This is a genomic window from Paenibacillus terrae, assembly GCF_000943545.1.
In the GTDB taxonomy this organism is placed as follows: Bacteria; Bacillota; Bacilli; order Paenibacillales; family Paenibacillaceae; genus Paenibacillus; species Paenibacillus terrae_A.
Map to the genome: position 1 here is coordinate 57,410 of NZ_JTHP01000003.1, position 23,050 is coordinate 80,459.

Consider the following 23,050-nt stretch of genomic DNA (forward strand, 5'->3'; position numbering starts at 1 on the left):
CTTTCTATTGGAGCATTTGATAGTTCACCCATATATCCTTGTTCCTGCCGCCTTCATTAAAAAACTCAAAACGAAATTCCGTCCCTGTCGGACAAGGAATAACGGCTGTAAAATACATCCCTTCAGGTAGATCCTTCGTGAAGATACGTTGGCATACCAGCTTATCCCCTACATACAGATTCCAATAATCACTGGACTCATAAAAGGATGTTCCCACAGCTACCGCAAGCAGCTCGCAATCATGGCTGACTTGCATTGTGCTTTCTACCTTGCCAATTCCTCGGGATTCAATCCGATTGCCCACAATGTACGGTTGGGTCTTCGTTGGCATAAAAGGCGGGTCCAAACGTCCTCCTACCATATAGCTTGCAAAATTAGCACCACTGGACAACGACTACACCGCCCTTACATAATCAAGAGTCAGATTTTTGAACAAACCATTTTCACGAATAATGCTTCCACGTATAGCGTTTAACGATGGAATATCAGCCTCTTCTTCCATTTCTGCATTCAGGGTTGTGGAGGCTTCAAATTCAATGAAAAATCCGGTCACCTGCAACAGATCGTCCCGATACAGCGTTAGCCGTTCCAGCAAGCCGTTATCATAGGTGTATAGCACTGACGTTACCAATGCAGGATATTGAAGCATTTCACGGGCCACGTCAATGGTCATGACATTGGGCTCCTCCGGAGCCTTTTTTTCCAACAAGTCGTCCGTCTGACCCGCATGTACTCTTTCCTTACGAACTTCACGTCGAATCAGATCAATAATCGGGAATACCTCGTTGGAGTTCGTAAAATTCTGGTTCTCCAAAGTTCACACCTCACCTTCTCCTTCAATATAAGAAAAAGGAAATGACAATTAACGCAGGTTGCGTAATGCCATTTCCTTTTATTATGTTATGGATCATACCGTCAAAATCAGGATGTTGCAGGAAGAGCGGACCAGGTTAGCTCCAGATAGTTAATCATGCCGCATTCATTACCGACCAGCCTGTTGCCCTTAATCAGATAATATCCTGCATTACAGGTATGGTTGTCATACACATAACACCCATCCAAAAGCTCTATGAGGGGGTTACCGCGAATAACAATGTTTTTGGTACGGGCTTGTCTTTTCATATCAAAAAATACTTTATTCGCTATCTGCTGCTTGAGATCACGCATGGATGCACCATCCTGCTCTTCAATCCACGGTAGCTGTAATCCGGCGGTTCTCATATTCCCTTTGGTGGCGACAATCAGGCTTTTATCCAGAAAATGCTCCGTTAACCCCTCAGAACCAGAAATCATCAGATGGTTGCGAACACGCGAGTAGTCGGTAGAAGACGTCATTTCAAGCAAATGATCATCTGTAAATTCCCACTTGGAACGCGCTATCTGATCCCAATCCGGAGTATCCAGAAAATTCATTCGTTTCAATCTAAACGTTCCGTAACGATCGCATCTGACATCATAGGGCAAATCCTGTATGAGCGATTGTATAGCATCTGATGCCCTTGTTCCCGCCTTGAAGGAAGCCGTTGCTACGAAAGGATTTTCCCAGCCTTCTGCTGTTTTCATACGATCTTGATCTTGGGGAATCGTCTGAAGCTCTCCTGACTTGGGATCAAATCTCATGTAGGAGTGCCTGCCCTTCTTCACATCAACATATACCGTTTCGTCTATATCCAAATCGGGATACTGGCAATCTTCACCGTGCACACGCCATGAATCAAGCCCACCTGCGACCACAATATCCTTTACAATACTGGATTTCATCCAGGCAAAGGCGCCGCCGTCCCCAGCATACGCTTCCTCTGGAGGGTAGATCATATCCTTATAAAATATAAATTCTTCCAGCATGTCATAACGGTCTACACAGTGAAACGTAAGCGTTCTTCTTTCGGCATCCTCCTCAATTTCACCCTTGATCATGCCTGTAAATACACGTACCAGCTCATCGCCGTAGCCTGCATAAATACGGATGGGAGTCCCTTCACTAATCAGATGTCGTCGCTCACCCTCCTCCCAATAGGTAAATTCGTTAGGTGGCTGCTTCCTCCCATCAGGAAATGCAGCGTAACGTTCCAGGGATAGGGAGTAGATCCCTTTGGCATTATTTAAAGTTACAGTGGCTGACGTCGAGGACATATCCATGTGAGAATGAACCTCCCAGTTCATCACATCCCGTTCCAGTGAAGCGGTATCCTCATACTGAAACCCTCCGACGTCATACCATTTCTCCTTATACGTATCTGCGATATGGGTGGCAAACTGCTCAATAGAGTAATCATGAAAGGCATATTTTACCTCTGCAATATACAGACCACCGCTGAATACGGAAAATCGAAGTCTGTTCGTCGTATCATCCTCGGATACGCCGCGTACCCGGGTATTTTCCCATTGTTCGTTTCCCCCCGGCAGTATGCTTTTTATATATACATCCATATCCGTTTCGTTATGGCAGGTTACTACATAATCGGTGTACTCGCTCATATGGTTATGGCTATAGGAGCTGACATTCGTAGAAACCCCTTGATCTGTAACCTTGACCACAAAGGCTTTGGAGCCATTGGACATTATTATTTTCCCTTGTGTTCCCTGATCGGCCTTAATTCGGAACTGCATCGTAAATGGAAATTTGTTTATCTTCCCTGTCCGTTCAATACCAGCCTCTTCCCGTGCTGTGGATATCTTCTGCTGATCCCCCAGATCCGTCACCACTACCTGCTGATCGGGAGTCCAATCATTTATTGTGCTCATCGGGTCTTCGAACGTCCAGACTGTTTTGGCTGAGACGGATTTCACATCAAATTCTCTGGCTTTCAGGAAAGTGATCCCGAAATTGCCTCTTGACGCCTTAGAAGGATTGGACATGGAAAATTCGATTTTGTGGTGCCCACCAGGCACCGGAATAGAGGGAGGATAAGCCAGTCCGTTTTTGGCATTTACCCCTTCAATGGTCGCAACTACCTGGTCGTCCACCTTCACCTCTACTCTGTCCTGGATATCCATATCCGACACATAGGCCCAGCTTAAACAACCTGCCTTGAACCAGTCGTGAACAAACGCGAATTTCTTCACCTGACCTGCCCCGTCTGTTCGTTGAAAGCCTAAAACATTACGGACCTGATTAGGCGTTTCATTCGTGAAAAATTGTGTGGCACCCACGATATCCACGTATTTCAAAGGGTCCAGACTTGTTTTTTGGGCCGTAAAATCCTTGCTATACGATACCTTCTCCGTGGTCCGGTCGATCTGGTAGGATGGAATGGATTGATCGACTTCTGAGTTTGCGCTGCGAGTTCTTCCGTCCCCCCACTGCTTGATTTTCACAATGACAGGTTTTCGTCCAAACTGGAGGCATTGCTCCGCATTTTCCATTAAAATTTCAATACGTTTGCCCTTCGTGGAGCCAGCCGTATCATCAGCCACATATTCGCCCCAATTGTTCCCGTCTACCAACAGCTCAACCTTACTTCCCAACGGAATGACAGAGGGATCGACAGCGATAATTTTGTAATCCTTCCACTGCCGTACATCTGTTCCGCCTCTTGTAATGCCTTCAGAGTTTGCAGCATTTACATAATAAGCCCACGCTTCCATACTATATTCCGTGTAGGAATCGACGGCGCTATCTTCCAACGATGGAGTGACTATGCTTTTATTCTGAACAGTCGTATCCAGCAATCGAATGGGCAATTGTATGGATTTTTCCCCGCGCAGGAAAGCTTCGGGGTTCAAATCCTCGCCATCCTTGCGAACCTCAAAATGAAGATGTGCTCCATCCCCACCTCCACTACTACTCTTGTGACCCGAGTTCCATCCTATAGCAATCGGATCTCCAGCCTTCACATGATCTCCAACCTTGACCATCATCGCATTGGGTTTCAAATGAGCATACCGGGTCGTCCAGCCGTTGCCGTGATGAATATATACAGCGTGACCGTAGCCCTTTACAGCACCAGCCGCAGTAATTCTCCCATCCCATACGGCATGAATGGTATCCTCCTTGTCACAATCCAGGTCCACTCCCTTGTGAAGAGGGCGCTTGGAATTCACTGAACGGTGACGGCTGGTAACCAGCATGCCCTGAATATGATTCGAATCGGTAACATGTTCACACATTTTTGAACTTGAAAGAATAGGCATGGACATGGGCAAATTGGAGAGGCGGGCTATCTTGCTAGCCTTTGTTTCTTTCTTTTCACTTGTTAGTTGTGTCACACCATCAATGGACAAAAAGTCTTTAACGACCGTATCTTTTACATATTGAACAACGTCTTGGTTTGGCCGCAAGCTGCGGACATAGGACATTTTGTCCAGCTCTACAATTACGCGTGGCTGATGACCCCGAGCCTGTCCGTGCTTATTCATGGATTCAAAAGTCATTTTCATCACCTATCTGAATTTTTCTAGGGCCCATTCTATGAATCGGTTTAAAAATACGACAGCTTCCGCACGTGTAATACATTTTTCTGGCTCCAGCATATTGTTTTCATAGAGTGGAAATACGTAGCTTTCGTCTAGAAACTGCTCACTCATCAAGTCCATAACATCCTGCTCATACCATTGGCCTGAGAAAGAGCTTCGGTCCTGCAAGGTTCTCGGCGGATACATATTGCTCTCCAATCCACGGTCGGTATATCTGTTATAGATATCCACCCGCATCTGTTGAAGAAGAATAAGAAACTGTGCTCTTTTCATACGAACATTCGGAAAGAAACGGTCATGATAACGAGCGTGTGCAGTGCTTACAACGACCGTCTCCTGTTTAAATTGCACACTTCCGGCTTCACGATAGTTATATCCGACAGTCGCGGGAAATCCGTTATAGTTGAAGGGGAGATACACAATTCCTTGATGAATCACAAATGCATCCTGCCTGAATTCAAATGCTTTCTTAATCACTTCCCTTGGATCTTCCTCCGATTGGATTTTTACAGGCAACCGCTTGAGCTTGGTTCCCAGAACCGTGACCGTCTCCGGCTGATATTTCGTTTGGCTCTGATAATCAGCTGCCATGGACAAGGTCGCAGAAGGCAGGGTAATCAGACTTTCGTCCGTATCCATATAAGGTTTTTGAACACAGCCATCTCCCTGATAAGCGGGTCTGCCATAAGCGATACATACCACCTCAAGTCCGCCGGATAAAGGATGGGGCATCGTTATTTTTTCGTTTTCCATTCTTTCAGGCTGTACCTGAACTCCAGCGACGAAAACAAAAACTGGATTTTCAATATGCATCTGATAGCCGGGAATGGCAAATTCCTGCTGACCATCGAACGTTACAAAGCGCTTGACAATGCGTTCATGTCCTTGTTCAAAAGTGTCGTAGGGCATCCCCTCGATAAAGCTGTGCTCGTTGCGGGCATCCAGACCTAAACGTGCCATATCTAACATATCTCTATAAAACCAATCCAGTGGATCTACATCAATCCAACGTTTCATCTCAATACCCCCTTAGAATCCGGTCCACATACCTGTAGGACCTCATCAAAAAGGTGATTCCCTCTGCCCGGGTACAGCCCTCGTCCGGTCTGAAATAAGGACTGACTTCGCCTTCATCCGCAGGGATGGTAACCATACCACGCTGCTCCATTTCCTCGATATAGCTGGATGCCCAATGGCCATCGAGGTCCATGAATTGGCTTTTGCAGCGGTATTCATCACCTTGCTTGCGAATAAGTGACATTTGTACTTGGATGATATATTTAGTCTCCATCTCCGCCGTTTGAATATCCGGTTTACCTGTCACTACCCCCAGATAGATCGTACCTTTTTCATCATAATATTTGTGCTCTGAGCCTATAAAAGATAGCCAGTCTGCGTATTCCTTTTTACTGTAAAATAAAAGTGTTAGGGTAGCTGTATAATGTGAAGTTCCACGATTGACCAAGCCTGCTGAGTAGGAAAACGTTTCATTAACATGGGATTTTAGAGTCGGAGCTGGTGGCTTATATTCGCTGATTAGCTTGGCCTTAACCTCGACAAAGCGAATTCCATTATCATAAAATAATCGCTTTTTGTAGATCACATCTTCTGATTTATTGGGGCTTTGCTGAGTCAAATGTATACCTCCTGCCATTAAAAATGATGTTTACTCCGGTTCGACAGAGTATGGATTAATATGACGTACTGCTACGATAAGCAGTGGTCGGATTCATAAGAAGCTGATCCCGCAAACTTCCCACTCTACCGTTTTTAAGACCTCTTCCCAGCCTGTTACCCATCGTCTCCAGTTGAGTCGGACTTACGTTATTCGTGACATTAGGCAATGTCATATGGACAATAACGTCACCGGAGTTGATCATATACGATGGGTGCATGTTTGCACGTGTCAGATATTCATTGCTGGTCAGCTCTGTAACGCCCCCTGGCATATGAAACGTTCCAGCTAATGGCTCCACCCCACTCCAAATCCCCAATTGGGCTTGCAGGGACTGCCCTCTCCATTCGCTGTGCTGCTCTTGGAATTCCCATGAAGCTTCCGACTTCATATGAAATGTACGCTGATGACGGAGTACACTTTGCAAGTCCTGAGTTTGGTGCTTGCGCATACGGATATACTCCATAGAGCCTGTTCGTATATCTGCTATTTCAGCGTTTAGCGTCTTCCTGCTTTGATCCCTCTGCACCTTGCCCACGTATTCATTCATGGGGAAGGTCAGGGGCTTCGTTTTACCATTCATATCATGTTGCAGACTTTGACTCTCATCTGCGGGTGGCTGATCTGGTTTTTGCTGGTTTACTTCGGGCCTTGTCCTACAATCTAATAAGGTGCTTAATGTGTGCTTGTGTTCCTCCAAACACCCGAAGCGTAAAACTAGCCCCTGCTTCTCTTCATTAGAAGAATGCCTTAGTGTCTGAATAAATGCCTGTAGCTCCACAAGCACATCAGCCTCTATATTGCCCATACATTCACCGCCTTTTATAAAATGAAACTCCCGCCCCTCCATACGGAGCAGAGCAGGAGTGCCTTTCATCCAAGCATATTAGCCAGAAATGCCATATCTTCTTCGTCCGCTATCTTATAGCTGCCCATATATGAGCCGTCTTCCCTAACTTCTTCACGGCCTGTATGGCGGGTATCCGAACGATCCATTTGATCAGTCCCGCTCCATAGCCCACCGGCAGACATGGAGGATACTTTAATTGTAAATTCGATATGGTCATGACACTGCTCCAGATAGTAACCCAACTGAGGGAGCGTAAGGTCCCAAACCTGATGCTTATCCAGGTGACAATAATGGGCCAGCTTAAAAAAAAGATTCGCCCAGTCAACGGGAGCTTGCCGGTCATACTCCAGCTCCTCATCCTCAGTGGCTACATGGACTTTTTTATTCCATTCAGTCCGATCATGGCATCAATAATTTGCTTGGCCGTTTCGAGGTCAACATACTCCTCCAGATGCTCAGGAGTCATCCAGCTATAATAAGGCTTGAAGCCCATCATCAGCACATCTATCAGCTCATGATAACGATCCGCACCTTCCGGGTCATCTGGAATCAGATTTGCAATAATAAAGCCGGAATCAATAGCATTCAGCTTTTTAATCAGCTTACGAGCATCCTTTAACCCAAGCGGGGGTAAATAATACGTTTTACCGTCACGGAGACGCACCTTTTCATCTTCTTCAAAGAAAGCTTTTTCTTTGATCTGTGCTTCCTCTTCTGTCAAAACCTTCTTTGTACTTTCTACCACCGCATCTGACTTGGAAGGCTCATTTTTAGATGGAACGGTGAACTCTCTTTCATTCATTTCGAAAACACATCCTTACGTATCAGTTGTTAGCAGATGTTGTTGCAATCTCATAACGCTTGATCGTGCCGAGCTTGTTATCAAAGCGTTCCGGGTCAATGACCGTCAAGGTTACACTATGCGTAGACGCCTGCTGGCGTTGAGCATCAATCGTGAAATTGGATTTCACACGACATTGATACAATTCCGTTTGGTATCCTTGCACAGAACCGTCCTTTTGCTCAAAACGGCCATCATGAACCAGGTGAACCGTCAACGGTAAATCCCTGCTCGAAATATCCAGAACATCCACCACTTCATTGCGTTTGTAGTTTACATAAATGGCTACATCCTTCAACGCCGCATTGAAAACCAGCTTTCCCCCTTCAACAAGATATTGCTCCTCGGTAGGGGTTCCGGTGCGCGAACGTTTGAGAAGCTTGTTTCCATTTAGCGTACGCACTGAAATTTCAGGCGTGGTATGCAGCGAGGTACCAAAGACAAGCTCTGCCTCACACTTCCCGTTTACTTCCTGAATAACGTGCTTCTCTTCCAGCTCCCACACAAATCCATCATCATCCTGCTGAATTCCACTCAAAGCGACAGGATAGACAATCACTACTTTTTTCCCGGCCAACGCTGCATCGAACACCGCCTTATTACCTGTCACGGTAACTTCTGTGGTTACATCTGTGCCTGTAATTACATCCTCGTAGGCCTTCATAGCAGGGCTTGTCGCTGCGTCTTCTGTGAGCAGCACCCGGTATGGTGATTCCCCCGGAACCGTCACGGTTTCCGTTGTCAGTCGGTAAGACGCTCCGCTAACACCTTCACGAAGCTTGGAACCGAGGACGAGACGGACCAGATTTAAGTCAAATTTGGCATCTTGAGCTGTAATATCAATCGTTTTTTTACGAAGCAATGCATCCAAGGGCACACTGGAATCTCCACCCTCGATATCCTGCATATCCAGTTGGATGTCCAAAAGCATGTTGTTCAGTGTTCCAATCGTGATGAGTTCATCACTATTCGGAATTTTAGCCATAAACTTGCCCGCACCTTTAATCAACATTTTTTTGTTTTTCGTCATTCCCATCTTCAAAAACCTCCAGTTTATTATTCCATTCTAATGGTATCCCGATTGGAATGGAGTATTTATATGTGATCTCTAGGCCCGCGTCATGATCTGAACCCGTGACAACTTGACCTTTGAGCAAACCACCTTCCTGACGATTTCAATATAAGTGAGGTATTGGATGTTTTAACTGTATCGATGTACTTGATCTCTTCATCGTCCTCGTTTCTTCATACAGGGTCTACACCCCTCAATAGACGACCTCGGAATATGCTGCTGCCGATTAGACTGTTCAACCTCATGAGGATAAACAAGTTTACCGAACTGATCCATTACTTTACCTGTAAGCTCGCAGATACAATGCAGGCATAGCAAGGGTTCTCCTGCCATTTTCCCTGCCATAAAATTTTCTCTAGCCTTTTGTGTCACATAACGAAATTTACACCGGATACATGGGGTTAACTGCATCATTCCTGTAGCCTCCTTCATAGTACAAGGTTTGATTTTTTTCTTTACATGGTGTCCAATATTACAATTCATCTGACGATCTCTATACTGCAATATAAGCAACTGTAAGCTTCATTGAACGATTCATGGGTTATACAAAAAAAAGAGGAGCAACCCCAAGCCAAATTACGGCTTGAGCGTCTGCCCCTCCTCTTCTGCAAAGCGGAAGTTGCGTGCGATGTACAATATCGGTGTACCCGCCGCGGTTAGTACAAATTTTAAGATATAGGTGGTGAACAGTAGCTCCAGCCATATTCCCCATTCATAGCCGTAAAAGGCGATGCTGCAAAAAATGAGCGTATCAATAAACGAGCTAATCATCGTACTGCCATTGCCGCGAATCCAGAGCTGGTGACGTTCCGGGAAAAACTTGCGAATCCACGAGTATAGACGAACGTCCAGCAATTGGCTAACCGCATAGGCCGTCAGGCTGGCAAGCGCAAGTCTGGGTAATAGTCCGAATAATTGCTGCATCGGCGCCTGGGCAAAATCGGTTGCATTAGGCTGAAACACCAGCGCCATCTGCATCGTTAGCGTCGTCATAATTAAGGTGAAAAACCCGAACCACACAGCTTTACGCGCCTCTTTAGGCCCATATTTCTCATTCAGCAAATCGCTGGCCATGTACATAGAGACATACATTGTATTTCCCAATGTCGTCGTAATACCGAGCAAATCAATGGTTTTGGTTACCTGAATGTTGGCAAGTACGGTAGCCACACCAATCCAGGCGTACAACCCTTTTTTACCGAACAAACGATAACATAACAAAAAGAACATAAAATTGACGAGGACAAAGGCTGCCCCCCATAGCAAATTAAACATGAAATCCTCCTAGTTTTGATAGCGCGGGATGGTTGCGAACCGCGGTTCATCCGGAGTAAGCCGGAAAAACATTATTTTAATGTATCACAGATTACGATTCGTGAACAGATATAACTTAAATCAATAAAACAACACAAAGAGCCGGCCTTATGACCGACTCTGAATATTGACATACACGCAGATACTTCTACCCCACACGCCTCTCCCTAAACTGCGAAGAGAGTCCCTATCGTCCCAATTAGGAGCTTAGCGTCGTATCTAGATCCATACCCTGATCGTTGAACACATCCTGATCATTCTCCTTGAGCACCTTGCCTGAAATGAGTCCTGCCGTAATAGAATCATTGACATTCAGCGCTGTGCGTCCCATATCGATCAGTGGCTCAACCGAAATTAGCAATCCCGCCAAGGCTACAGGCAAGTTCATGGTCGAAAGCACGATCAGAGAAGCGAAGGTGGCACCACCGCCTACACCCGCTACGCCGAAGGAACTAACCGTAACGACCAGAATGAGCGTGAGGATAAAATCCCAGCTCGTCGGATTTATGCCCACAGTTGGCGCAATCATGACCGCCAGCATGGCCGGATAAATACCTGCACAGCCGTTTTGTCCAATGGTCGCTCCCAAGGAGGCAGACAGATTCGCGATGCCGTCTGACACACCGAGCTTTTTCGTTTGCGTTTCAACATTTAGGGGAATCGTTGCCGCACTGGAACGGGATGTAAAGGCAAAAACCAGCGTAGGCAATACCTTTTTCACATACGTTACCGGGTTATAGCCGAACAGAGCCAGCAAAATAAGATGAATGACGAACATGACCAACAGAGCCACATAAGAAGCGAGTACAAACTTGATCAGCTTCAAAATTTCATCCGGATTCGTCGTGGCTACAACTTTAGTAATCAGCGCCAAAATACCGTAAGGCGTCAATCTCAGCACCAGCGTCACAATCCGCATCACCACCGCGTACACGGCGTCGATTACTTTACGGAAGGTTTGCGCCTGCTCTGGCTTTTTACGATCCAGTCCAAGCACGGCTACCCCGATAAAAGCCGAGAAAATCACTACTGCCAGCGTCGAAGTACGACGTGCTCCCGTCATATCCTCAAAAGGATTGGATGGGATAAATTCCAGCACCTGCTGTGGAATCGTCATATCCTGAACTGTTCCAAGACGCTCCTCCATCTTCAAACCCTGTGCTTGTTCCTTTTCCCCACTTTGAATCTCAATCGCTTTAAGATCGAACGACAAGCTGGTCACAATACTGACCGAAGCGGCAATAGCCGTTGTAATCAGCAGTACTGCAATAATAGACACGCTTATTTTGCCAAGATTCTGTCTTCCCTTCAAATTCATAATAGCCGAAATGATCGACACCATGATGAGCGGAATAACTACCATTTGCAGCAAACGGACATAACCATTGCCTGCGAGGTTGAACCAATCGACCGATTTTGTAATGACCTCTGAGCCCGCCCCATAGGCGTATTGAAGAATAGCCCCGTAGATCAGCCCGAAGCCCAGCCCGGCAAATACCCTTTTTGTAAAGGAAATGTGCTTTTTCTGCATCCAGACCAACACGCCGAGCAGTGCAAGCAGCACAAGCACATTCAAAATAATAAAGAAGGTATCCATATATTTTTCCTCCAGACAGATGATGTTTTATTAAGTGACCCTTCAATCCGTTAATTACTATATCACAATACCAACTATCTTTGTAGGTTTTGTTTTAATAAATGGGTTGAAGCCAGTATAGCTTTGGGGGATTACATTGAAAACGCAAAAAGGCAAGTCTTCCTGTTTCGAAGACTTGCCTTTTGTTGAATACAACGATTGATCTTAGATTATACGTAAAATCTTTTGTTGTCGTTAGACGATTACTGTATAAAAAAGCTCCTGTTCCTTAATCACTTTATGCTGGTTTCCAGCAGGCTCCAGCTCACTAAACTGAGCTACGTTCGTAACAATAACAGGCGTAATCGTTTCGTAACCAGCCTTGCGAATCTCCGCCAAATCAAACTCCAGCAAGAGGTCGCCTACCTTTACTCGATCCCCTGCTTTCACATGAGAAGTAAAATGAAGGCCTTTCAGCTTAACCGTATCCATCCCAACGTGTATGAGCATTTCAAGCCCGGAATCACTCACCAAACCTATGGCATGTCCACTTTTGGCAATGGAGAATACTGTACCTTCAACTGGAGAAACAACGCGACCTTCAGATGGCTCAATAGCCCAACCTCTACCCATGATTTCCTGAGAAAAAGCAGGGTCATTGACTTCACTGAGCGGCTTCACCTCACCCATAATCGGGCTGTATACGGGGATTTTCTCGCCTTTTGGCAGTGAGGCCACAGGAGATGGTGCTACTTCCTCAGTAGAGATGTCTCCAGCAGCACCTATTGATGAAGCTTCTTCTTCCTTCACATCTTCAAAACCGATCAAATAGGTTGCCACTGTAGCAGCCGCAAATGCGATAATGATACCAAGAATTGCGTACAAGAAAGTTGGTCCGATAAACATTGCCAAGCCAGGCAAGCCAGCCAGTCCACCCATAACATAAGCTTTTGTGCCAAACAAGCCCATGAATCCTCCGCCAACGGCACCTCCGATCAACGCTGCGATAAATGGTTTTTTAAACCGCATGTTTACCCCATACATTGCAGGCTCGGTTACACCCATAATAGCTGTCAAGCTTGTGGAGAAAGCCAACGTTTTGATTTTGGCATTTTTGGATTTCAAGAATACACCCATTGTAGCGCCAGCCTGAGCCAAGTTAGCTGCTGCCATAATCGGAATCATGTAGTCATAGCCCAGCGTGGCGATAGAACCAATCATAATAGGAACCAATGCATAGTGCATACCTGTCATGATGATCAGGGAGAAGGTACCGCCAAGCAGCAGACCTGCAAGTGGACCTGTATTTTCAAACAACCAAGAGATACCGCCCGACAGGCCATCACCAACAATAGTGCCCAGTGGTCCTACAGCAATCAACGTCAAAGGTACAATAATTAATAGAGTCAGTGTCGGAACAACAATCAGCTTCAATGATGCATGCGTATACTTATCGATGAATTTTTCAACATAGGACGCCAGCCAGATGGCGATGACGATGGGAATAACAGTCGATGCATAGGTTGCCGCCGTCACCGGAAGACCGATAAAGCTAACCTTCACATTGGATGCCAGCAATGCCGTAATCGTCGGATGCAAAATAGAGGCACCTATCGCAGCCGCGATAAACATGTTACTTCCCAGTTTTCTAGCAGCACTCACAGCCAGAATAATCGGCAGGAAATAGAATGCTCCGTCTCCTATTGCCGCTAAAATCGTATAGGTTTGGCTCTTATCGGACATCCAGTTCATTGCCACCAATAGAGCAATGATCCCTTTGATCATACCTGCACCGGTGATCGCCGGCAAAATAGGTGTAAACATACCAGCTATAAAGTCAAACAAACTGCTGATCGGGTTTTGTTTTTTCTTAGATGTATTGCTTGCGCCTGTCTCACTTTGCGGCGCCTTGGACATGTTGCTCACCAATGATTTGTACACATTAGCTACATCATCACCGATAATAACCTGAAACTGGCCGCCACTCTCCATCACTCCCATGACGCCATCCGTTTTTTTCAACTGCTCTTTCTCAGCTTTCTTATTATCATGAAGATTGAAGCGCAAGCGGGTCATGCAGTGAACTACCTGCTCAACGTTTTCTTCACCACCAACCAGTTTAAGTATCTCTTTGGATAATTGATTTCGATCCATGAGGGTTTCCTCTTTTCTTTTAAGATATAAAATGTGTAAATTGACAATAAAAAAACCTGAATACAGAAAGCAGACAGCTTTATAAAAAGCCAATCTTCTTTCAGCATTCAGGTTTTGCCTTCTGGTTTAGAAGTAGCAATCCTAAATCCCTGATCATCCATGAAATCATTGATTTTTAATGATACGCTCGATATGAATGGTGAGATATAGCATCTCATCCTGGGACAAGCTCCGACCATAGATTTTAGTCGTATAATCTCTTATTTTTTCAGCACAGGCGTAGGCATTCTTGTACTGCACCTTAACCATATCATGAAGGGAATTATCTGCATTTTGTACAGGGGTCCCATTCATTACCCGTTGAGCAAAAAATTTGAGATGTGTAATAAAGCGGTAGTAGCTTAACGACTCTTCATCCAGCTCCATTACAAAAAAGCGGCTTACAATGTTCATGATATCCTTGACGATATTAGTCAGGGCTATCGTTTCGCGCATTTCGCTGTTGAGCTGAGCATTCACCAGATGCAGAGCAATGAAGGCTCCCTCATCATCCGGAAGCGTAACTCCCAGCTTGTCCTGAATCATGTGCAGTGCTTTGGTCCCAATCGAAAATTCCTTGCGGTACATTCGTTTGATTTCCCAGAAAAGGGCGTTTTTTATATCCATCCCCAAACGATAACGCTCTATAGCAAAATGGATATGATCCGTCAGCGAAATGTAGATGCTGTCATGTAATTCCACACCGAGTATCGTTTTGGCATATTGAATGATCTCATCAGAAATTTCAACATATTCAATAGGGATATCAGACATCAGGGTCATCAGTTTGCGGGAAACCTCGGTGCTTTCAAGCTTAAAGATTTTCTCGATATGCCCTTCATCAATCTCATCGCCTGCGCTTTTTTTAAAAGCAATGCCTCTTCCCATAATGACTAATTCTTTCTGCTGCTCATCAATGACCGTTACGACATTGTTATTCAGCACCTTTGCTATCTTCATTCCATCACCTTAGGCCGCTTGGAGTAGTAAAAAAAGGCAATACCAAAACTGACACTTAGTGCCTGCTTATGGTTTTGCCTGATACAATCAGTAACAATCCACGAATGTGCAGTTTTGAATAACTGCCATCATAATATCATATAAGAACTGAGCTGACAAGTTTTTTTTGTAAACACTTTCATAAGGCCCCTAGGCGATGGGAGCACCAAATTACTGCCTCTAATCTGCACGATAGTGCTGCAGCGTGTCCGCTTTTGGAGTTAGAAAACACGATCCCTCCACTGGGGGAAATGACAAGTCCTTCGATGGTTTATTCGAAGCCGCCTAGTTGTTGGCGCTCTTTTCCACTGCCAAATCCGAAGCAGTGCTGGTGCCAGATGTGGATGGTCCTTTTGAATGTTCCTCTTTTTCCTCCACAAAGCCCATGAGATACGTAATTACACCAGCCGTCACAAACGAAATGACCATCCCCAAAACGGCATACACAAGCGTGGAGTCACTAAACAGCGGTAAAGTCATTAGTCCGAATAAGCTTACCAGAGCAGTGATCGCCGTTTCAAACAGGCACACAAATGCCCCACCAATGGCCCCGCCGATCAACGCAGCAAGAAACGGTTTTTTGAAACGTACATTAACACCATACATGGCCGGTTCAATGATTCCTAGCATGGCTAACAAGCCTGTGGTTGCGGCCAGCGCCTTGACTTTGGAATTTTTGGATTTAATACATACGCCGAACGCCGCCCCCGCTTGAGCCATAACCGTCGCCACCATGACAGGAGCAATGTAATCATAGCCCGTCGCAGCAACGGATTCCAGCATATCGTTCACCAGCATATATTGCATGCCCGAAAAATGAAGCAAAGGTATAGTGCCTCCATACAGCAGACCCGCCAATACTTCCGAATTGAAGAAGAACAATGAAGAAAATTCTTCTGACAATGTATGAGCCAGGGTAGTCCACAGCGGACCAAAAACAAACAGCAATAAAGGCATGATAATGATGAGTGTCAACGTTGGGGCAACCAGCAGCTTAATGGCATAGCGATTTAATTTGCCCAATCCTTGCTCAATCTTCGCTGCAAGCCAAACGGCAATAAGGATCAGTATAAAAGAAGAAATATATTGCGGCTCCGCCACTGGTAAACTGGTCGAGCTGATCTCTTTAGCGGACTTCAGCATTTCTGTAAGGTCGGGAAGAAATGAGCATCCCCCGATGACCATGGCAATGAATATATTGCTGCCAAGCTTTTTGGCCGCACTTACCGCTACCATAATAGGTAAAAGATAAAATACTATTTTGCCAATGTACGATAGAATAATAAAAATTTTAAAATTAGAATGAAGATCCAGATACAACAAGACAGAAGCAATCACCTGAATGATTCCCGCCCCGATCAGTGCCGGCAGGATTGAGGTAAATACGCCCGAAATAAAATCAAACAGTCGACTTACCGGATTCCTTGCTGTGCCAGCTTTTCCATTGCCGGAAGCAAGCTCCTGTTTGTTTTCTCCTCCTGCCTGCGAACTCATTTCTTTGGAAAGTAAATCCTGATTCATAAAAGCCTTTTCCCCTTTTTTATGTATATTGAAGGCCACATTCGTACTTAATATATAACTGCTTACAGGAAGTACATGGAAAGTGACATTCCTTATACTACTTTCATTCCTTCTTTTTTACAATAGTCTTAAAAGAAGGAATGAGATATTCATTTTCATGCTCTGATGATTTCACATCAAGCTTACATCTAATAGCCCACGACCATAGTTACATTTTTTTGTTTGTTTTTGGGCAAATATGACTATTCAACCGCCTGTTAATTATGTAAAATAGGTCTAACCTACTTTTTAGTAATTCATGGATTGCTTCCCTTTCTTGTTCTTGCCCCTTGAATACAACTGAAATATACATAGAATCCGAACATTTTCAGTTTTCTCTTCAAGCAGAAAAGGAAATTAAGTAGATCATGACGTGTCTAATGTAAATTGGACAAGCGACCTACTTCAAGCAGGGAAATCTGTATATTTTCTTTTTAATACCAACTTATCATTATCATGTGAGAGGAGATTTTCCATGCAACGTTTTAATCGTTCCATTGGCGCAAGATTGCGGATTATGATTGTATTGATTCTGCTCTTCGCGTCCCTTCTGTTCAGTGTCAGTTTTTATGTAGTATCCATGAGTATCATTAATAACAGTGTCATTCCTCAGGTGGATCAAATGCTGGAAACCGGGGCCAAGAGTGTGTATCAGGATCTTAATATTTCTTTGGCAGTCCAGGCACAGCAAGGAAATGGTTCGGATTCCGGGTCTGGTATGCAGATGGAATCTTATCTTCAGGATAAGGTTAACACTCTTAAGCTTGAATCGGCATATATCGCAGTGGTGAAAGATGGTAAGGCCGAGGTTATCGCACGAAATGAAAAATCGTTATATAAGGTCAAGGATGCACTGGTTCCTGTGGAGGATATCAAAAAAGCAAAACAAGGCGAGATGAATGTTAGCGATATTTACAGCGATTCATACGGAGTACACAAAACTGCCTTCTTTGCCATATCGGGCAGTAACCTGGTCCTGGGTGTGAACGAGGACGTTGGCTTTGTGCAGGACAAATCCCAACAAATTTTATGGATTTGCATAGGTATTACAATTGTAACGCTCCTGCTGGGTGGAATTATTTCCACCATTGTCGTGCGCAAGGTTGTAGAGCCTATTGCCGAATTGGTTCGTCATAGTGAAAAAATTGCTCAAGGTGACCTGTCACAAGAACCGAACGTTATCGGTAACAACGAAATTGCGCAGCTTGCCCGCAGCTTCCAATCCATGTCTCACAATCTGAAAGAAATGATCGGTCATGTGCTTTCCACATCCGGTGCGGTTGTACAAGGCTCGGACGAGCTGCTTCGCCGGACTGAAGCCATGGGTGTAAAAGTACAGGACTCTACCGTTGCCGCAGAGGAAGTGGCAAAGGGTAGTACCAGCATAGCTTCTGCTGCTGCCGAAAATGCACAGGCTATGGAGGAAATCGCACAAGGCGTTCAGCATATTGCCTCCTCTGCCAATGATGTATCCGATCAGATCAGTGAAGCAACCGAAGAAACAGTGAACGGCAATACACTCGCTCAAAATGCTGTAGCTCAAATGTCGCAGGTAGGACAGGCTGCCGATGAGTCGCTTCGATACATCCATAGTATGAATGAGCGCTCCGAGGCCATCGGAAGCATCGTTTCGGCTATTTTTGACATTACAAAACAGATTCAAATGCTGTCTCTGAATGCCTCCATTGAGGCTGCTCGTGCAGGTGAACATGGACGCGGCTTCGCCGTTGTAGCCGGAGAGGTTCGCAAGCTCGCCGAGCAGTCAAAAGAAGCGACACAGCAAATTTCCGATTACCTGGTAACCATTCAGGAAGTATCGCAACAGTCCGTTGACTCTGTGACCCGGGTCAGCCGTGAAATTCATTCGGGAACGGAAATGGTGCAGCAAGCGAGTACAGCCTTTAATCAGCTAAGTCAGCTCATGCAGACGATCAATGCAACGATTCAGACGGTATCCGCAGCAACAGAGCAGGTATCCGCCAGCTCAGAGCAGGTATCGGCATCCGTGGAGGAGACAGCTCTCATCGCTGCCAATGCCCAGCATATGATTCAGGAAATCGGTTTTAATGCCGATGAGCAACTGAATGAAATGGAAGGCCACAGCGAGGTCGTACGGCAATTAAGCAAGCAAGCGACCGAACTGCAAACAGCCGTACAAAAATTCAAAATCAACTAAGATGAACTACAAGGAAAGAGGTATCTCTCGGCCACGATCACGGCTGTGGAGATACCTCTTTATTTTTTAAAGCGTGATGTTATACGATCATCTATAAAGGTTAAGAGTCCATCCCCATAATGCGGTAGATTCGGTCCATGTCCAAATGGGCCCGTACCACCTCTGCAACACGGTCAAACTCACGTTCCTTGGCTTCACGTACGGTAAAGGTGCTGTCCATCGCTGCCAAACCCTTGGCTTGTCTCAATCCATCCAACCAGGAACGACGAAAACGATCGTTATCAAACACCCCATGCAAATAGGTACCCCATACTTTACCATCCGCTGTTCCCCAACCCTCCTCAAAGGTTGTTCCCTCGCCGCGACGAATATGGAATAACGTGTGCATTGGGTTCATTTCCTCGGCACTATCTGTAGGCGCGTGTGGTTCCGTAACACATTCCGTAACGCCCATATGTATTTCATAGCCTTCAATCATCGTCGCGGGAGCAGAATCCGAATCGGGCGCAATTAGCAACAATGGGCAGTGATTAGACAAGGTTCCCTGTACGCGTACCGTTTGCTTTTCCTTTAAAAAGGTTGTGGATAGCGCCAGCCAACCTAACCCTTCTGCCTGCTGCGGCATACCAGATTCGACGGCTTCGGGATCAAACAAGGCTGTGCCGAGCATCTGATAACCTCCACAAATGCCAACTAACTGCGTGCGTCCCGTAGTCATAGCCTCCCGAATGTCCTGCTCCAGACCTCTTGTTCGCAATTCAAGCAGATCGCCAATCGTGTCCTTCGTCCCCGGTAAAATAATAGCGTCAGGTACACCCAGTTCTCCGGCCTCCGTGACATAACGTACACTCACATCCGGCTCTGCGGCCAAAGCATCCGTGTCTGTAAAATTGGAAATACGCGGATAACGAATGACCGCGATGTCCAGCGCTTTATCCTTTGCAGACAGCTTGGGCTTCTTGTCCAGCACCACAGAATCCTCTGCCTCAATGCGGATATCCGGTAGATAGGGCAGCACGCCGAGTACAGGAATACCGGTTCGTTCCTCCAGCCAGTCCAGTCCCGGCTGAAGCAGGGACAGATCCCCTCTGAACTTGTTAATGACAAATCCACGGATACGCTGCACCTCATGCGGCTCCAGCAGCTCAATCGTTCCTACCAGAGAAGCGAAAACACCGCCCCGGTCGATATCCGAAATAAGCAGCACTGGAGCGTCCGCCCAGCCCGCAAGATTCATATTTACAATATCGCGGTCCTTTAAATTAATTTCTGCCGGACTGCCTGCCCCTTCCATAAGCACAATGTCATAGGTATCACGCAGCCGATTCAGCGCGTCCATGACCGTCTGTTTGGCTTGCGGCAAAAATTTCTTTCGATAATCGGAAGCACTCATATATGCATAAGGCACACCGTGAACAACAATTTGTGAATGCATATCCTTGACCGGCTTGATCAAAATCGGGTTCATGTCAGTCGTCGCTTCAATACCGCAGGCTTCTGCCTGCACACCCTGAGCGCGTCCAATTTCTTTGCCGTCCTCGGTGACATAAGAATTTAGCGCCATATTTTGTGACTTGAACGGTGCAGGATGATAGCCATCCTGCGTGAATATACGGCACAGTGCAGTGGTCACCACGCTTTTGCCCACATCCGATGCTGTGCCCTGAAGCATAAGCACTGCTGCGGGATTCGTGCGGGACGGTTCGAAATTTGACAATTGCCTCTTCTCCTTTTACCAATTCATTTAAAAATCTGCTTACAGTCCGCGCAAAATCACAATAAACAGCAATAAAACGGTCTCCAGCAATTCGTTCAAGGCTCCGTAAATATCCCCTGTCAGTCCACCCAAACGGCGGTTAATACGGCTTGCTGTGAAGCTTCCAACAGCATTGGCCAGCAGCGGCAGCAGCAAAAAGCCTGTCCAGATGGCTAATTCGCCCGGATGGGAAAAGATTGAATGCCCATACGCTGTAAAAGATGTATTGCCCATGTCCATGCCGCCTGTTCCTGTGAACCATCCGGCAATGATACATTGCCCTGCTGCGGCACACACCGTAATGAGTACAGCCCAGAACACAGCCAATCCGGCACGTCTGCTACTCATATCGGCAAAACGCGCTGCCAGTCCATCATCATTACGAGCTTTCGGCCAGCGCTTCATCGCGCTTACCATAAAACAGCGGCTCCAAACCATCGGAAGCAGCAATAAACCGGACAGATCCCGTTCAGCCAGCACCGTATACAGCAAAGAAGCCTTGAGCATAAGCAACAACACACAAGCAATGACGCCCATCGCTCCTACACGGCTATCCTTCATAATCTCCAGCATCCGTTCACGGGAACGGTAGCTGAATAAAGCATCAGCCGCATCCATCCAGCCGTCCAGATGCAGTCCACCCGTGAGCCACACCCAAACGGCAAGAGTAAGAACTGCACATGGCAACGGTGGCAATACCAGAGAGGCAAGCGCTGCAAAGCACCATACGATGAGGCCGATGACCATCCCTACCAACGGATAATAGCTTGCACTACGTTTTAGCAGCTCTGGCGAAAAATCCAGCTCTGCCTTAATTGGAAGACGGGACAAAAATTGAAAAGCAGCCGCAATCGCCTGACGTTCGCCACTCATAGCTTGTATTCCAACTGTTTTAATTCTACGGGAATGCCAGCCGTCACCAAAAATACCTCATCACAAAGGCGGGCGATCCGCTGATTCATCACCCCGCTTAAATCCCGATACAGCCGTCCAAGCGGATACTCGGGCACAATGCCATCACCGACCTCATTGGTCACGATGACGAGTGGCCCCGGATACTGCTCCACAGCTATCGCCAGTTCATCCATGGCGGCACGGGCCGCAGCTTCGTCGTCCTCACCTGCGGCCAGCAGCACGTTCGACAGCCAGAGGGTCAGGCAGTCGACCAGCACCATCGGCGCGGACGCTGGCTGCGGTGTTTGACTGGCGTGCAAGTTGGCAGGATTGCTGCCTTGCGCAGCCAGCCGTGGCTCTACGCCGCCGCCCAGACGCCGCAGCAGCTCCGGCAGCGCCTGCGCTTCCTCCAGCGTCTGCCAGTCGTACCCGGCAGACTCGCGCTGGAGCCGATGAAGGGCGATACGCTCCTTCATCTCCACGTCATAGGCTTGCGCCGTTGCAATGTAGCAGGCGCGCGGGGCGCGCGACATGCACAATCGCTCGGCAAAGCCGCTTTTACCGCTGCGTGCGCCGCCGGTCACGAGCGCCTTCATCGCTGCGCGGCTCCCTGACCGTCCGATACGCCTGCATCGGCAAAGGTCGCCATTTCGCGCATAATGCGGCACGCCGCATCAATCAGGTGCAGGCTAAGCGCACCGCCTGTGCCCTCCCCGAGCCGCATGTCCAGATGAAGCATCGGCTCCAGCTTGAGCTCGCGGAGCACCGCCGCGTGCCCGCGCTCGTCCGAGGCGTGCGAAGCGAGCATGTACGCTGCGCTTGCAGGCGCAAGTGTACGCGCAGCGAGCGCAGCTGCGCCAGAGATAAAGCCGTCCAGCACGACCGGACAGCGATGAGCGGCTGCGCCGAGGATGACGCCTGCCAATGCGGCAATTTCCAGACCGCCGACCTTGGTCAGTACATCTAAGGCATCGTTCCCGTCTGGCTGGTTCACGTCCAATGCGCGGCAGACGACCGCTATTTTACGGGTCAGTCCAGCCGAATCTACACCTGTTCCCCGTCCAACGATCTTTTCCGGCTCCAGCCCGGTAAGGGCACATACGACCGCAGCGCTGGCCGTCGTATTTCCAATGCCCAGCTCTCCGGTTACGAACAGTCGTGTGCCGCCTTTGACTGCTTCCGCCACGGCTTCAGCTCCAGCCAAAACCGCTTGCTCGGCTTCCGTACGCAGCATCGCCGGCCCCTTCGCCATGTTCGCGGTACCCATACGCACCTTACGGTTCACCAGATCCGCATGAGCGACATCTGCGTTCACACCCACGTCTACCACTTTGACATCTGCTCCTGCATGACGTGCCAGCACGTTAATGGCCGCGCCGCCGGACAGCATGTTATACAGCATTTGCTGTGTAACCTCAGCCGGGAAGGCGCTGACCCCCTCTTCACACACACCATGATCCGCGGCCATCACCATAACGGTTTTACGGTCAAACTCAGGCTTGTCCACCCCCGTAATGTCTGCCAGTTGTATAGCCAGACTTTCCAGCTTTCCCAGACTTCCCGGTGGCTTCGTTAATTGATCCAGATGCTCCGAAGCCGCCAAGGCTGTCGCCCCATCCGGCTGTGCAATGCTGTCTATTAACTGTCGTAATTTTTCGTTCATGCCTTCCACTCCCTGCTCCGTATATATGTGTTTAGCGATCTCATCGTAAATTCTGTTGCTTCAGC

Annotated in this window: 20 protein-coding genes; 1 reads left to right on the plus strand and 19 read right to left on the minus strand. The window is 47.1% G+C overall.

The features are described from left to right. Nucleotides 1-4: 4 nt before the first annotated feature. The 15 genes from QD47_RS02625 to QD47_RS02695 all read right to left on the minus strand — a co-directional run bounded on the left by QD47_RS02625 (nucleotide 5) and on the right by QD47_RS02695 (nucleotide 16,457). Nucleotides 5-391 (minus strand): hypothetical protein, encoded by a 387-nt coding sequence (locus tag QD47_RS02625; RefSeq protein WP_044644655.1) that lies wholly within the window; start codon nucleotides 389-391, stop codon nucleotides 5-7. Between the two features lie 3 nt (nucleotides 392-394). Then, nucleotides 395-814, minus strand: a complete 420-nt coding sequence (locus QD47_RS02630) for a hypothetical protein (RefSeq protein ID WP_044644656.1) — start codon at nucleotides 812-814, stop codon at nucleotides 395-397. Nucleotides 815-921: 107 nt separating this feature from the next. After that, the gene (locus tag QD47_RS02635; RefSeq protein WP_235332166.1) at nucleotides 922-4,374 is read right to left on the minus strand and encodes a peptidoglycan DD-metalloendopeptidase family protein; all 3,453 of its coding nucleotides are present in this window, start codon (nucleotides 4,372-4,374) and stop codon (nucleotides 922-924) included. A 9-nt stretch (nucleotides 4,375-4,383) separates the two neighbouring features. Next, nucleotides 4,384-5,433, minus strand: coding sequence for a hypothetical protein (locus QD47_RS02640; protein ID WP_044644657.1), 1,050 nt, complete (start codon nucleotides 5,431-5,433; stop codon nucleotides 4,384-4,386). 1 nt (nucleotide 5,434) lies between these two features. Beyond that, nucleotides 5,435-6,052 carry an S-layer homology domain-containing protein gene (locus QD47_RS02645; RefSeq protein ID WP_044644658.1) on the minus strand — a complete coding sequence of 206 codons (618 nt, stop codon included), beginning with the start codon at nucleotides 6,050-6,052 and terminating at the stop codon, nucleotides 5,435-5,437. A gap of 55 nt (nucleotides 6,053-6,107) precedes the next feature. Next, nucleotides 6,108-6,899: a hypothetical protein gene (locus QD47_RS02650; RefSeq protein ID WP_044644777.1), complete on the minus strand. Its 792-nt coding sequence runs from the start codon at nucleotides 6,897-6,899 to the stop codon at nucleotides 6,108-6,110. 65 nt (nucleotides 6,900-6,964) lie between these two features. Continuing rightward, nucleotides 6,965-7,183: a hypothetical protein gene (locus QD47_RS02655; RefSeq protein ID WP_044644659.1), complete on the minus strand. Its 219-nt coding sequence runs from the start codon at nucleotides 7,181-7,183 to the stop codon at nucleotides 6,965-6,967. Nucleotides 7,184-7,308: 125 nt separating this feature from the next. After that, nucleotides 7,309-7,743 (minus strand): hypothetical protein, encoded by a 435-nt coding sequence (locus QD47_RS02660; RefSeq protein WP_044644660.1) that lies wholly within the window; start codon nucleotides 7,741-7,743, stop codon nucleotides 7,309-7,311. A gap of 22 nt (nucleotides 7,744-7,765) precedes the next feature. Next, nucleotides 7,766-8,818 (minus strand): hypothetical protein, encoded by a 1,053-nt coding sequence (locus QD47_RS02665; RefSeq protein ID WP_044644661.1) that lies wholly within the window; start codon nucleotides 8,816-8,818, stop codon nucleotides 7,766-7,768. A gap of 192 nt (nucleotides 8,819-9,010) precedes the next feature. Continuing rightward, entirely contained in the window at nucleotides 9,011-9,268 is a 258-nt protein-coding gene (locus QD47_RS02670) for a hypothetical protein (RefSeq protein WP_044644662.1), read from the minus strand. 162 nt (nucleotides 9,269-9,430) lie between these two features. Further along, the gene (locus QD47_RS02675; protein WP_044644663.1) at nucleotides 9,431-10,129 is read right to left on the minus strand and encodes a queuosine precursor transporter; all 699 of its coding nucleotides are present in this window, start codon (nucleotides 10,127-10,129) and stop codon (nucleotides 9,431-9,433) included. 238 nt (nucleotides 10,130-10,367) lie between these two features. Beyond that, entirely contained in the window at nucleotides 10,368-11,765 is a 1,398-nt protein-coding gene (locus tag QD47_RS02680) for an L-cystine transporter (RefSeq protein ID WP_044644664.1), read from the minus strand. Between the two features lie 234 nt (nucleotides 11,766-11,999). Then, nucleotides 12,000-13,898 (minus strand): beta-glucoside-specific PTS transporter subunit IIABC, encoded by a 1,899-nt coding sequence (locus tag QD47_RS02685; protein ID WP_044644665.1) that lies wholly within the window; start codon nucleotides 13,896-13,898, stop codon nucleotides 12,000-12,002. 165 nt (nucleotides 13,899-14,063) lie between these two features. After that, entirely contained in the window at nucleotides 14,064-14,897 is an 834-nt protein-coding gene (gene licT, locus QD47_RS02690; protein WP_044644666.1) for a BglG family transcription antiterminator LicT, read from the minus strand. Nucleotides 14,898-15,221: 324 nt separating this feature from the next. Beyond that, the gene (locus tag QD47_RS02695) at nucleotides 15,222-16,457 is read right to left on the minus strand and encodes a PTS transporter subunit EIIC (RefSeq protein WP_044644667.1); all 1,236 of its coding nucleotides are present in this window, start codon (nucleotides 16,455-16,457) and stop codon (nucleotides 15,222-15,224) included. Between the two features lie 514 nt (nucleotides 16,458-16,971). Between QD47_RS02695 and QD47_RS02700 the strand changes: the two genes are divergently transcribed. Continuing rightward, complete coding sequence (locus QD47_RS02700) at nucleotides 16,972-18,672, plus strand: methyl-accepting chemotaxis protein (RefSeq protein ID WP_044644668.1); 1,701 nt, start codon at nucleotides 16,972-16,974, stop codon at nucleotides 18,670-18,672. Between the two features lie 100 nt (nucleotides 18,673-18,772). Here the strand turns inward: QD47_RS02700 and QD47_RS02705 are convergent, their stop codons facing one another. From QD47_RS02705 to cobT, 4 genes are read right to left on the minus strand one after another with little or no spacing between them, the layout of a single operon-like run. Beyond that, complete coding sequence (locus QD47_RS02705) at nucleotides 18,773-20,389, minus strand: cobyric acid synthase (protein WP_044644669.1); 1,617 nt, start codon at nucleotides 20,387-20,389, stop codon at nucleotides 18,773-18,775. A gap of 39 nt (nucleotides 20,390-20,428) precedes the next feature. Next, on the minus strand, nucleotides 20,429-21,301 hold the full coding sequence (gene cobS / locus QD47_RS02710; protein ID WP_044644670.1) for an adenosylcobinamide-GDP ribazoletransferase: 873 nt from the start codon (nucleotides 21,299-21,301) through the stop codon (nucleotides 20,429-20,431). Continuing rightward, a complete protein-coding gene (locus QD47_RS02715; RefSeq protein WP_044644671.1) occupies nucleotides 21,298-21,918 on the minus strand; it encodes a bifunctional adenosylcobinamide kinase/adenosylcobinamide-phosphate guanylyltransferase in 621 nt (206 codons plus the stop codon). The genes cobS and QD47_RS02715 overlap by 4 nt, the downstream gene beginning before the upstream one ends. Next, nucleotides 21,915-22,985 (minus strand): nicotinate-nucleotide--dimethylbenzimidazole phosphoribosyltransferase, encoded by a 1,071-nt coding sequence (gene cobT, locus QD47_RS02720; protein WP_044644672.1) that lies wholly within the window; start codon nucleotides 22,983-22,985, stop codon nucleotides 21,915-21,917. Before cobT ends, QD47_RS02715 begins: the two co-directional genes overlap by 4 nt. Between the last annotated feature and the right edge of the window lie 65 nt (nucleotides 22,986-23,050).